This window comes from Eubacterium sp. AF16-48 (assembly GCF_003479405.1).
Classification (GTDB): domain Bacteria; phylum Bacillota; class Clostridia; order Lachnospirales; family Lachnospiraceae; genus Eubacterium_G; species Eubacterium_G segne.
This window is the reverse complement of record NZ_QUHB01000008.1, coordinates 56,597-70,202: the sequence shown is the minus strand read 5'-3', so window position 1 is coordinate 70,202 and position 13,606 is coordinate 56,597. Positions and strand designations below refer to the sequence as shown.

General features: G+C 35.8%; 9 protein-coding genes. 3 read left to right on the top strand and 6 right to left on the bottom strand.

All coding sequences use genetic code 11. The features are described from left to right. Positions 1-10: 10 nt before the first annotated feature. On the bottom strand, positions 11-1,927 hold the full coding sequence (locus DWW68_RS09825; protein ID WP_118589681.1) for a glycoside hydrolase family 16 protein: 1,917 nt from the start codon (positions 1,925-1,927) through the stop codon (positions 11-13). A 317-nt stretch (positions 1,928-2,244) separates the two neighbouring features. Here DWW68_RS09825 and DWW68_RS09820 point away from each other — a divergent pair, with 317 nt between their 5' ends. Continuing rightward, positions 2,245-2,559 (top strand): helix-turn-helix transcriptional regulator, encoded by a 315-nt coding sequence (locus DWW68_RS09820; protein WP_021952525.1) that lies wholly within the window; start codon positions 2,245-2,247, stop codon positions 2,557-2,559. Positions 2,560-2,664: 105 nt separating this feature from the next. Here DWW68_RS09820 and DWW68_RS09815 read toward each other — a convergent pair whose 3' ends face one another. The 4 genes from DWW68_RS09815 to DWW68_RS09800 form a co-directional block, all read right to left on the bottom strand. Continuing rightward, a complete protein-coding gene (locus DWW68_RS09815) occupies positions 2,665-6,441 on the bottom strand; it encodes a glycosyl hydrolase family 18 protein (RefSeq protein WP_158576871.1) in 3,777 nt (1,258 codons plus the stop codon). 258 nt (positions 6,442-6,699) lie between these two features. Further along, complete coding sequence (locus tag DWW68_RS09810; RefSeq protein ID WP_021952527.1) at positions 6,700-7,902, bottom strand: VWA domain-containing protein; 1,203 nt, start codon at positions 7,900-7,902, stop codon at positions 6,700-6,702. 10 nt (positions 7,903-7,912) lie between these two features. Continuing rightward, on the bottom strand, positions 7,913-8,731 hold the full coding sequence (locus tag DWW68_RS09805; RefSeq protein WP_118589683.1) for a MoxR family ATPase: 819 nt from the start codon (positions 8,729-8,731) through the stop codon (positions 7,913-7,915). 57 nt (positions 8,732-8,788) lie between these two features. After that, positions 8,789-10,384, bottom strand: coding sequence for a peptide chain release factor 3 (locus tag DWW68_RS09800; protein WP_118589684.1), 1,596 nt, complete (start codon positions 10,382-10,384; stop codon positions 8,789-8,791). 192 nt (positions 10,385-10,576) lie between these two features. Between DWW68_RS09800 and DWW68_RS09795 the strand changes: the two genes are divergently transcribed. Further along, positions 10,577-11,695 carry a CapA family protein gene (locus DWW68_RS09795; protein WP_118589685.1) on the top strand — a complete coding sequence of 373 codons (1,119 nt, stop codon included), beginning with the start codon at positions 10,577-10,579 and terminating at the stop codon, positions 11,693-11,695. Here DWW68_RS09795 and DWW68_RS09790 read toward each other — a convergent pair. Continuing rightward, positions 11,692-12,969 carry a serine/threonine-protein kinase gene (locus tag DWW68_RS09790; RefSeq protein ID WP_021952531.1) on the bottom strand — a complete coding sequence of 426 codons (1,278 nt, stop codon included), beginning with the start codon at positions 12,967-12,969 and terminating at the stop codon, positions 11,692-11,694. The genes DWW68_RS09795 and DWW68_RS09790 overlap by 4 nt on opposite strands. 145 nt (positions 12,970-13,114) lie before the next feature. Here DWW68_RS09790 and DWW68_RS09785 point away from each other — a divergent pair, with 145 nt between their 5' ends. Continuing rightward, complete coding sequence (locus tag DWW68_RS09785; protein WP_021952532.1) at positions 13,115-13,534, top strand: hypothetical protein; 420 nt, start codon at positions 13,115-13,117, stop codon at positions 13,532-13,534. Positions 13,535-13,606: the final 72 nt, after the last annotated feature.

Genomic DNA, 13,606 nt, shown 5'->3' with positions numbered 1-13,606 from the left:
AAGTTTGCACTTATACTCTCCGTTTTTTATAAAACTCACATTTTTTTATTTTTTTAACTTTACTCCATTTTCCCGGATAAAGCTTTTTATTAACAACCTTTATTGCTCTTGCCTTTATGTAATACTTCTTATTCTTCTTTAATCCTTTAATCACCTTCTTTACGGACTTTATCACAACTTTCTTAGTTGTCTTCTTTGTAAATCTCTTTGAGGTTGAAACTTTAATCTCGTATTTTGACGCTCCTTTTATTTTCTTTAATTTAAGACTTATCTTTTTGTTGTTTTTACTTCTTAAGGCTCTTACCACCTTTGTCTTTCCGGGCTTTGTTACTTTATATGATGTATTTTTAGTTGTAGTCACTGTCTGCTGATTTTTTGTAGTAACTTCCGTAATATTTTCTTTAGTTTCCTCCTGCTGTTTTTTAGTAGTAACTTCCGTAATATTTTCTTTAGTTTCCTCCTGCTGTTTTTTAGTAGTTTCAGTAGGTTTCACTGTTGGTGCCACAGTTGGCTTCTCCGTAGTTGTCTGACTGTTTACATAGTCAGGATCAGGTATTGTTGCTGTTGTAACAAAAGATACATTTTCAACTTTTACCTTAAGGGAACTTCCTGCATCAATAACATCCCCGTCATTGGCAATTCCCATACCAAACTTAAGACTTACTGTCCCATCAAAATCCTTAGGAATATTAACATCTGTTTCATAATAATATGGTTCATTTGCTTTTAAGGTAATGTAGCCTCCTGCTAAAGCATCCTCTGCATCATCTGCCACCTTTACAAATATTCTTTTATCTTTATCCGAGGTAATTGTACACTTATATTTATATGTATTTCCCGGATAATATTTAAGATTCATTAATTTTCCCTGTATTCCCCATATGCTGTCCTTATCACCGGTTCTTCCCACTGATGTGGCATTAATTGTAAATCCATCAGCTATTGTTCCGTTAGATGTAAGGGTTCCTGATGCGCCTGTCCATCCACTTCCAAAAAAATCTGACCATGAGCCGGTATATTTTGCTACAGAATCTTCCGTAACTGTAACATATGGGCCATCGTATTCCGTGGTAGGTGCCTCTTCCTTTTGCCATACCTTTACCCAATCCACATACATCACTGCTGTTTTGTAATCCTCAGGTGGTGTCTGCTTTCCTGTATACAGTGTACCTGTTCCACCAATAGCAAGGTTTAAAAGAAAATACTGATACTGCTGAAAACAATAGCTGTTACTACTGTTGAATTTTTCAGTATGATAGCTTACCCCATCCACAGTCCATTCAATATGTTTTTCGTCCCAGATAATACCGTAAGTATGCCAGTTAGTAATACCATTATTTACATTGTCACTAAAATAGTAATCCCCTCCCTGATATCTGTGGTCATAGTTTCCGCCAAATCCGTTGGGATTCCAGTGAATACATCCCCCAACATAATTTCTGTCATTGGCATGTTCCATAATGTCAAGTTCTCCATTATCAGGCCATTTACCTTTTTCACCCATCATCCAAAATGCCGGCCATACTCCTGACTGGTTCCCATTTTCCACCTTTATTCTTGCTTCCATCTTTCCATATTTAAAATTCTTTTTTCCCCTTGAAATAATACGTCCTGATGTGTATTTAAAATTCTTATAATTTTCCTTCTTTGCAGTTATCTTCAAATAACCATCTGACACGGAAATATTCTCCGGTCTGTCTGTGTAATATTCCGCTTCTCCATTTCCCCATCCCCAGTTTCCGTTTCCTATTTCATATGTCCATGTATTTGTATCAAGACTTGTTCCGTTAAATTCATCACTCCATACTTCTTTCCAGTCTCCTACCGCAGCCTTGACTTCTGATTGGTCATTATTATAGAAAGTAATTCCTGACAATAGCAGACTTGTAGCTAATATATAAGCTGTAATCTTTTTTGTTATCCTCATAATTTTCGTTCCTTTCGTACATTAGTAAGTGGCAATATTTGCCTTTAACATTTGCATAATTTATATACTTTAATATAAACAAATAAAATCGTTTTTATCAAGTTATTTGTACAAATTTCATAAAATTTATTTGTATTTTCTTTTTTATTCCAATAATTCTAATAAAAAAATCCTTTTTTTACTTTCATTATTTCCAATAGCATTTTTTAGATATAATTAGTATATACAAATTGTTTTTCTTTTAGTGTATACTAGCTTGTGACGTATAAGCAGTTTATACTTTAAATATTATTAAGTTAATTGAAAGGATTAGAAGAATGAATTACGAAAGTCTGGGGGGTAAAATTAAAGAACTAAGAATCAGCATGGATTTAACACAGGCTCAGGTAGCTGAGGCTTTAAATGTGACTCCCGGTTACATTAGCAATGTTGAAAACAACAGAACAGCAATGTCACTTAGAATACTTATTTACTATGCTAAGTTAATGAACATTACTCTTGATTCACTGGTTGGTCGTGTAGAACCTGAATACGAAAATACCGCTCTTGACAACGAACTTATAGGACTTATTAAACATATGAGCGATGAAAACAAACTTAAACTTATTAACACTATAAAGATTTGGAAGTAATATTAACAGTTACTACTTACTGTTTTATGGTACTAAAAAGCTGTAGCATATGGAGTTATTATCCGCACACTACAGCTTTTTTAATTACCGTGTTTATTCAAATTTCTATTTCCACGGTTTTACAACTATGTCATTCCAATTGTAGTCTATTTCTTTATAATTAGAATTTACAACTTTCAATATCTTGTCATACAAATAACTGTGACCTGAGAAAGTATTCATCTTTCTTCCCTGATACAATGTATCTGCAATAGAGTAAATTGTGTATGTCTTTACATCACTATACACATATTTACCATTCTTAAGCTGTGCATAAGCTCTTACCATCATTTTATCACTGAAGTATTTTTCTGTATTTACAAACTGCATTGTCATTGTATAGCTCTGTCCACCTTCAAAGGTACTGTATGAAATCGGACATTTACCTGCTTCTGTTGACTGATATGACTTAACTGAACTATTGCTACTGTTTACTACCATATCTGCTGCTGTTGCGTAATCTGACAAACCATATACCAAACCTGAGCTTACAACTTCGTCATTAGGGTCTGCCACTGAATATACTACTCTGTGACCTTCTACAGTTGTACTAATCTGATATCCGTTAATTTCAATTGTAAAATCATCTTCCGGAGCCTGTGTTGGTGCTTCCGTTGGTTTCTCAGTAGGTGCCTCTGTCGGCTTTTCCGTAACAGGTACTGTTGTTTCTTCTGCCTTTTTGCTTACTGTTAAATCAGCTACATTACATGCTCCACTGTCTGCAACTATTGACAACTTATAGGTTCCCTTAGCAGGAAGTGTAATATCAGCTGTGTGATTTACAAATGTTGTCCATGAGCTGCTTGCTGTAATAGGAACTGTTGCCACTACTGTATCATTTAACTTAACAATAATGTTCTTTGCATTATACTGTGCATCCCCTGCTGCTAACGGAAGATTAATAGTATATGTTCCCTTCTGTGCTGCCTTAATATAGTAATCTAAGTATGAATTATTAACAAGATTTCCGGCATACTTAACATTTCCTTCTGTGTTAATTGTAATTCCTGATGTTTTATCACCATAGGAATCAATGCTGATGGTTCCCGGAATATCTGTAACTGTTGCTGTTGTTCCGCCTTTTCCAACTACTGCCGTGGCTGAATTATAAATAGCATTCATAAGGCTTAAGTTTGAGTTAGTTGTATCCTGACTGATTTCCCAAATCATAATACCGCCGGCATTTTCTGCTGCGAATTTTGCCTTCTGGGACATTGTATTAATACCGTTATAATAAACTGTTGTTCCATTAATAACAGCTGAATCATTGTATGCATTAGCTGAGTTGGCATTAACTATATCTGCATATGAGGCCCAGTTAGGTCTCTCATAGAAAGGTACACCAAGAACTACCTTTGATGCATCCATTCCCCTTGTTCCATGCCAGTAATTGTATGAATTTACAATAAGGCTGTATGGTGAATGTCCTGAGCCTGCATCTCCATCGTATGCCATAACGTTTATCCAGTCTACCATCTGAAGAACTTCATCGGTCTGGTATGTGCCACCTGTAGCCTGAACTGCTGATGTAAGAACTTTACCTCTTGATGTAAGTCCTGTTCTTAAATATCTCATAAATGATGTAAACTGACTTGCTGAACTTGCTGTAGGATATTCCCAGTCAATATCAACACCGTCAAATCCGTACTGGTCAACAATTGCAAGAATTGCATTAGCAAGAGACTGACGTTTTGCATCTGTATTTGTTGCATTTTCAAATACCCTCGCACACTCTCTTCCGTCTGAATATGACCATCCGCCTACTGCCACATTTACCTTAACATCATTAGCATGAGCTACAGATATAAGACTGTTAATAACACTGGCAGAACCGGATACTGAATCAATGGTTCCATTATCATTTGGCAACGCAAATGAATAGTTTACGTGGGTAAGTTTATCCCACTGTACTTTTGATGTAAAATCACCATACCAGTTAGGATAATAAGCTACTGCCTTAAAGTTCTTACCATATTTTCCACTTGTAGTAGGAATATCTACGCTTGCTTCTTCCTCTGTTGGTGTCTCTGTAGGCTTCTGTGTCGGTGCCTGTGTAGGTGCTTCTGTTGAAGGCTGTGTAGTTTCCTGCTGTCCACCATTTACCTTAGGAAGGGCTGCTGAATTTTTTGCTTCAAATGTCAGCTTTTCCCATGTTCCCACAGATGTACCTATAGCATGTAATATTCCTGCATTTGTATCATTAATATCTGCCTGAACATAATAATTATTTACATATGTTCTAAGGGAATATGTTCCATCATTGTTTTGTTCTACATAGAATTTTTCCCATGTTCCAATGTTGTTGCTTCTTGGAAGAATAGGATTTTCAGTATCTGTATCATCAAACACGGCACATAAATATTTATTATTTGCCCTTGACTGGAATGATACTGTTCCGTCTGAGTTATATACTACTCTGAACTGCTCCCACTCTCCCGCAGATGTTCTGTCTGATATAAGTGCTGTCGTACCGTAATTTTCAGCACATACATATTTTCCGTTAATATTTGTCTTAATTGAAAAATAACTGTCATCTGTAAGAGCTGTATCTGCCATAACTACTGTTCCAGGCAATGCAACCTTCATTACATTGTATACTAAACCGTTAGAGCCTTTATCACCTGTTCCTAAGGATGCTGCTCCCCACTTGGTTCTGATGGTTGCTTCTGAGTCATTCCAAATATCTACCTTATCTGTAGTCTTTTCTTTGTAAATGCCCCATGAACCTGAATTGGTGGTTTTGTATGACCAGGATGTATAATGCCATCCTTCTTTATTAAACTTGTCAAGTTCGTATGTCCATCCATCCTGTAAATCAAAACATGTAAACTCACCTATATATGTAGGTACCCCGTAGTTTGCATTATTTACGCTGTTTACAAGATTATCAACTGCATTTTTCTGTCCTGATAAATCACTTTGATAATCCCATGGATAATGATGGTATTCGTACATTACGTTAGTCCATCCATATGTACTTGGATTTGGGAGATTTGATGTTCCCCAACATGATTCCATAATAATTATATGATCCGGGTCAACGGAGCGTATTGCATTGTACATCTGATTGTAAAATGCCCAATGCTTTGAATTAGTTGTGCCTGCTTTTTCACCAGGCTCATTTAATGTGTCGTATGCAGCAACAGCCGGATTGCCTGCATATCTTGCAGCTACTACCTTCCAAAGTTCCAATGTCTGATTTTTCAATGTGTCATTTGAGAAAAATGTAACATCAGATACATTATCAATCACTTCCCCTGAGTGATCCTGTCCGTTCTGTGAACCAAAAGCACCATGTAAATCAAGTATTACATAAATGCCTCTCTTTGATGCCTGCTCTACAAACCAGTCAAGTCTGCTAAAGGCATTGTCTTTAAGTACCCAGGAATTTCCGCTTTGTCTGTAGAGATTCATATAAGTAAATGGTACTCTTATAACGCTCATTCCAAGGTTTTTACAATTATCAAAATCTGCTTCTGTCCAATAGTTTGACTCGTATAAATCCAACAGATTATACATTGTACTTTCTCCGAATCTGTTCTTTAACGTAGCCATTGTAGTTTTGTAATCCCCTGCGTTAGTTGCATTCATCCAGCTTTCCTGAACGAAAACTCCTCCTGCGTTAGTTCCCCTTAAATAAACGTTACTTCCTTTGCCGTAATTATTTTTGATGTAAGTACCGTTACATTTAAGAAAATCATTCTTTGTAAAACCTGTATCGGCAGCCTTAACTTCCTTTACAGTATTTCCTACAAATGAAATACCGCAAATAAGTCCAAGACTTAGGCACACAGCCATTGTCATTGCCAATACTCTCCTCCCCATCTTCTTAAAATATGTCATGTTTCCCTCCATTTTTTTATTTACATGAAATAAAATTTGTATACTAAAATTATATAGACTATCCTATTAAATTTCCATAAGATAAAAATGTTTTTACGTCTTCTCCGTCATTTTCGTAAATTTAGTTTTATTTTCACATTTCAATTTGTCTACTTTGTACAAAAAAGTTGCATTTATTTGTTTTCATCAACCAATTAAGTGCAAAAATGGGACAAAAACATACAAAAATGTTTTTGTCCCGTAATAATAAGTAACAAACTACCTGTCTGACATTAATTTTTTTATTGCTCTTTTCAGTCCGTCAACGGACAGAGGGTACATATCCACTATTTCTTTTATCATATTTTCCGACTTCATCCAGTACATTTTCGACAAATCTCCGTGAAAGGACGGATTAAGCCATACACAGTGAGGATATTTCTTTTTAAACAGCTGCATCCACTCATGACCTGACAATCCGTTATTAGGCCCGCTGTAGTTGCCGTTTTTGTCTAAATATTCCTCCTCAGCCATTCCTGCATCTCCTACTATTATGACTTTGTATTCCTTGTCATAATTTTTAAATGCCCAGGTTGTATCTATCCAGTCTCCTGAAACACACTCAGGAGTTTTGTACAACTTTGCATAAATGCAGTTATGGAAATAAAAGGTTTTAACATCCTTAAAATGATTAGCCTTGTGAACTGCCTGAAAAAGCTCATTGCACATTTCGCTGTAAGGATACATGGAACCACCGCTGTCAAAAAGCAGCATCAGCTTAACAGTATTCTTCCTTGGCTGCTCAAACTCCAACTTTAAATACCCGCCTCTGTTACAGGTAGAATCAATGGTGCCATCTATATCCAGCTCTGTCTTTGGCAAATCAAGCTTTCGTGAATACTGCCTAAGCTCCCTAAGTGCCACCTGAAACTGTCTCATAGTAAGCTTCTTGTCACGTCTGAAATCCTTGTAACGGCGTTCACCCATAACGGCAAATGCCGTTTTCATTCCTGCCTTGTCTCCTAGCTGAATACCTCCGGAATTTCTTCCGTTCTTTCCGAAAAAAGAACCACCGCCGGTACCAATCCAATACTTTCCTCCGTTATGTTCCGTATGCTGTTCTGCCAGTCTTTCACGAAACATTCTGTGAACCTCTTTAGCTTCCTTTTTGGTTCTTGTATCCTGAAACAATTCCGGATTAGTCATTTTAGCCTCTAAGTCACTGCCATTATGAAGCCACTGGTTAATTTTATCCATATTAATTTTGTCTTCTTTTATATTTTTAAAATATTCCAGAAAAGCAGCATCTAACTTATCATAATCCCCTTCGTTTTTAACAAAAATAGTTCTACAAAGATAATAAAAATCCGTAAAACTGGAATTGGCCAGCCCCTTATCAAGGGCTTCCATCAGGGTAAGCCATTCCGTGGTTGATATATCAAGGCCATTACTTTTCATTGTATAGAAAAAAGAAGTAAACATAAATTCTCCTTTAAATGCTTAGTCTTTTAACAGTTTCTAAATCCTCATCTTTTTTAACAAGTACACCTAAAAACGGAAGTTTTTTGTCTATATCCTCAGGATTTACACCGCCTATTGCAAGGGCTCTTAACCAGTCAATAAATTCAGATGTACTAGGTTTCTTCCTTATATCCCTGATATCCCTTATACGATAAAATGTATCTAATGCCTGCTGAAGAAGGTTTTCTTCAAGGTTTTCAAAATGGGCATCAACTATCTGTTTCATGAGCTTTTTATCAGGAAAGCTAATGTAATGGAATATACAACGTCTTAAAAATGCGTCAGGTAGTTCCTTTTCTGCATTTGAAGTAATAATAACTATAGGTCTTATTTTTGCCTTTACGGTTTCCTTTGTTTCGTTAATGTAAAATTCCATTTTATCTAATTCCCAAAGCAAATCGTTAGGAAATTCCAAATCAGCCTTGTCTATTTCGTCAATAAGCAAAACCACCTGCCTGTCTTTCTTAAATGCCTCCCCTAATTTTCCAAGTTTAATGTATCTTCCTATATCATCTACACCTTCTACCCCAAACTGACTGTCGTACAATCTCTGGATAGTATCATAAATATAAAGACCATCCTGTGCCTTGGTTGTAGATTTAATATTCCATATAAGAAGCTCCTTGTCCAAAGATTTTGCCACGGCTTCTGCTAACATGGTTTTACCTGTTCCCGGCTCTCCCTTTATGAGAAGAGGTTTCTGAAGCTGCATTGCCACTTCAACAGATGCCATCAAATCATCTGATGCCACATAAGTATCTGTTCCCGTAAATTTTGTTTCTTTTGACATATTATTTTCCTTTCAGTTTTTAATGTGGTTTACATAATTTTAACATTCACATTATTATTAATTTTTACTAAATTCCATAAATTCAAGCCCCTCATTTCTGTCTAAAGCCATTTTTATTGACCACTCATTAGTAAATAAAATAAGAGGATTGCCCTTCATGTCTTTTACCTTCTTTGTATCACTAGGACACTTTAAACTGTTAAGGTCAGTGCTTTGATCCTTAACCCATCGAATATAATTATAAGGAAGTGAATCCAATCTTACGTCACAGCCGTACTCATTTTCCATTCTGTATTTCAGCACGTCAAACTGAAGAACACCTACAACTCCTACAATTATTTCTGACATTTCCAAATTGTAGTCCTGGAAAATCTGAATTGCACCTTCCTGGGCTATCTGGGTTACACCCTTCATAAACTGCTTACGTTTCATGGAATCTAATGCCACTAATCTGCAAAAATGCTCCGGTGCAAATGTAGGGATGCCTTCATATGCGAACTTTCTTCCCGGTGAACAAATGGTATCTCCAATGGAGAAAATTCCCGGGTCGAAAACACCCATAACATCACCTGCATAGGCTTCATCTATTACTTTTCTGTCCTGGGCCATAATTTGCTGCGGACGGGATAATCTCATTTTTTTGCCACTTTGCACATGATATACATCCTTTGTGGCATCAAACTTTCCTGAACACACTCTCATAAAGGCAATTCTGTCATGATGTGCCTTGTTCATATTTGCCTGAATTTTGAAAACAAATCCTGAAAAAGGTTCTTCCACCGGGTCAATTAATCCTTCATTTGACATTCTAGGCAATGGAGATTCCGTCATTTTGAGAAAATGCTCTAAGAATGTTTCCACACCGAAAGTTGTAAGGGCTGAACCGAAAAATACCGGTGACAATTCTCCCTTATCTACAAGTTCCTGATCAAAAGGTTCGCTGGCTCCGTCAAGAAGCTCCGTATCCTCCATTAACTGGTCATACAAATCATCCCCTATTTCCGCCTTTAATGCCTCATCCTCTACGCTGTATGTAGTTTCTGCAGCACTTTTTGAGCCACCAACTGAAACTGCCTGAAACATTGACACATTCTTGGTGTTTCTGTCGTAAACTCCCTTAAATCTCTTACCTGAACCAATAGGCCAGTTAATAGGGCATGTTTTAATTCCCAACACATTTTCAATTTCTTCTAATAATTCATAAGGGTCTCTTGCCTCTAAATCCATTTTATTTATAAATGTAAAAATAGGAATGTGGCGCATTACACATACTTTAAAAAGCTTGATGGTCTGTGCCTCAACACCCTTTGACGCATCAATTACCATTACTGCTGAATCTGCTGCCATTAATGTACGATATGTGTCTTCTGAGAAATCCTGATGTCCCGGTGTGTCTAATATGTTAATGCAGTATCCCTCATAATCAAATTGAAGGGCTGATGATGTTACAGAGATACCTCTTTCCTTTTCTATATCCATCCAGTCTGAAACCGCATACTTTGAATTTGCCTTTCCCTTAACGGAACCTGCTGTATTTATGGCTCCTCCGTATAAAAGAAATTTCTCTGTAAGAGTTGTTTTTCCTGCATCCGGATGGGATATTATGGCAAAGGTTCTTCTGTTTTCTATCTGTTGCTTTATGTTTATATCCATTGTTAATCTCCATTCTTAGATTAATTTTTCCCTAATTAGGTGCCCTTTTCTGAATTCCGCTGTTTTTATGGAAAAAGCACCTCTAAAAGTATAACGTATATTTTATTTTCTGCCAACACTTATGTTAATATTTATGGTACTATAAAATAAACAGATATTTCTATAATTAAAAACAATGAAAGGGATTATTATATGAAAAAATATTTAATTCAGGTACCTGTATTTGTAGGATTATGTATCCTTGTTCTTTTTGCTTTTAACCATTTAAAACATGAGCCTGTAACTGAGGTTGACCAGAAAGCTGACAATAGGATAACTGAAAAAGTGACCACTACTAATACTACTGTTTCTGAAACTACATCTTTAGAAGAAACCACATCCTCTGACACAACTATTACCCTTAGCTTTATTGGGGACTGTCTTTGTGCCACAGATGAAAATGCTTATTACGAAAATACTTTTAACGATGTGGCTGACGTAAAACCTGCTTTTTATTTTTTTGAAAAAGTAAGCTCTTATTTTCTTTCAGACGATTTCACCATTGGAGACTGCGAAAACGTGTTTTCTGACTCAAAGAATTTAAAGGTTAGCGACAAAGGTCAATATGCCGACCCAAAAGTTGAAGCTTATTGGTTTAAAAGTAAGGCAAAAAATGCCAATATTTTAAGGGAAGGTGGAATTGATTTTGTTTCTATTTCCAATAATCACATAAATGACTATGGTGCAAAGGGACATGAAGATACCTGCAATGCCCTTGATACAGCCAATGTTAAATGGGGTGAGGAAGGGAAAATTGTCTACTACAAAAAAGATGGTTTTAAAATCGGAATAATATGTGCCAGCATGTATGGAACTTATGCTATTCCTTCCATTAAAGAGGCAGTAGATAATGCATCTAAAAAAAGTGATTACCAGATTTTGTATTTTCATGGTGGAACAGAAGCCATCCATAAACCGGAGCAATGGAAAATAGATGCCTGCCGCGAACTTGTGGATTATGGTGTTGATTTGATTATGGGAGACCATCCTCATGTACTTCAGCCTATGGAGAAATATAACAACAAAACCATTATTTATTCCCTTGGGAACTTTATTTTTGGTGGCAACCGCCACCCTGAAAACCGCACAATAATATATCAGCATACTTTAACTGTCAGAGGCGGAAAGCTGACTAATGAAGCCGGTAAAATAATTCCATGTTACGTGTATACCGGAGATACCAACAATTGGCAGCCTGATATAATAAAGAATAAAACCGAAAAAAGAAAAGTTTTGCAGTTTATGAGTGGCAAAAGGGAGCTACCTTATTAGCCCGGTTTTTCCCCCGGCAATAAAAATCCCAATATTAAAGCGAGAATCAAAAATAAAAATATAGCCATACATATTCTGTAGCATATTTCACGCCTTTTACTTCTAAAAGTTTTTCTTGGCAATCTGCTTGCTATATCTGCAATATTGGTTAAATATATATACGGTATAATTACCGTTGCCTCAGCCACAATAGTTACCAGGATACTTCTAGGTATGTTCATACCCTTGTAGTCTAAAGCTACTGTAGCATAAATATATATTAACCAGACATACACAATGGTAGAAATAATCATTGGTACAATTTTTCTGCGCCTAAATCCCGGAATGGTATCCAGCAGATATTTAAACGTAATAGGTGGCAATTCCTTTTGAGGTGTATTTTTTGTTGAATTTTTCCCGGTCTTTTGACCTTTTTCCGGTTTCTTTAATAATTTCTTTTCAGGTTTGGATGAAGTTTCCGTTTTTTTTAATAAATCCACCTCAGGTTTGGATAAGGTTTCCGTTTTCTTTGGCGAAGTATCCAAAGTCTTTGGCATAATTTTGTCAGATTCATTGTGGCTTTCATCCATTTCCGCTACCTTAGATAATTCCACCATCAACTCATTTACATCACTAAATCTGTTTTTAGGGTCTATTTCCATACATTTATTTACTATTTCTTCAAGATATTCGTTGAAAAGTAATCCCTGATTTTCAAAAAATTCCTTTAACACAACCCCGACTGAATATATGTCACTTCTATTGCTTGTCTGGGAAAATCCATATTGTTCAGGTGCTGCATATCCCACAGTGCCCAGCAATTCCGTGTCCTTGCTCTTCTCATGGTTTTCTTTTCTTGATATGTCAAAATCAATGATTTTCAAAGTCCCTTCATTGCTTATTATTATATTTTTAGGCTGTATGTCACGGTGAACTATGCCCTTTTCATGTATGGCTTTTAAGCCGTTGCAAAGCTCCTCTGCCCTAGTCACTGCCTCCTGCAATGTCAGCCTGTTTCCCTGATAATAATCATCAAATCTCTTGCCATTAACATAATCTTCTATAGCGACACATTCATCCCCCTGTATAAAACATTCGTAAACCCTAACTAGGTTTTTATTTTTAATTTCCTTAAGACCTTTGTATATGTCAAAAGCTGCTTTATGCATTATCTTTTTTACAACCAGCTGCCCTGTATCTACGTTTCTCATTAACAGGGTTTTGCATTTATTTGTATCAGCCAGCACCTTTAATTGTTCATATTTTTTTAAATAATAATCCTCTATAACGTCCATATTTTTAATTCCATTCAAATGTTTTTCAAATCAACTAATTCAATATTTTTCTACTGCATTGTATTGATTTTTTATTTACCTGTGATATATGATAAATAAAGTATACTTTAAAAAATATATTTTGAAAATAAGAAAGGCTCTTTTTATGAAATCAACTGATGAATTATTAAAAATACTAAAAAATTATAACAATATCGAAGAATTTATTGAAGATAACACTGAGGATATAAAAAATACCACCTTTGTACAATACATAACGGAATGTCTGAATAATTGCAATCTGACCAAAGCACAGGTCATAGAAAAATCCAATATTCAAAAAAATTACGCCTATCAGATTTTTAGTGGTTCCAAAAAACCTTCAAGAAATAAGGTTCTTGCCCTTTCCATTTCAATGGGATTAGATACCGATGCCACAAACCGACTTTTAAAATTGTCTGACCACAGCATTTTATATCCCCGTATTAAGCGTGACAGCATAATCCATTTTTCCTTAGAACAGCATTACAATTTAATTGATACCAACATTCTTTTACATGACATGGAGGAGAAAATTATCGAATAATTGCTAAATTATGCTGCCGGCATAACATTTCTTCCATACTGTAGGCTAAAATTTCCATATGTTTTAAAGAGT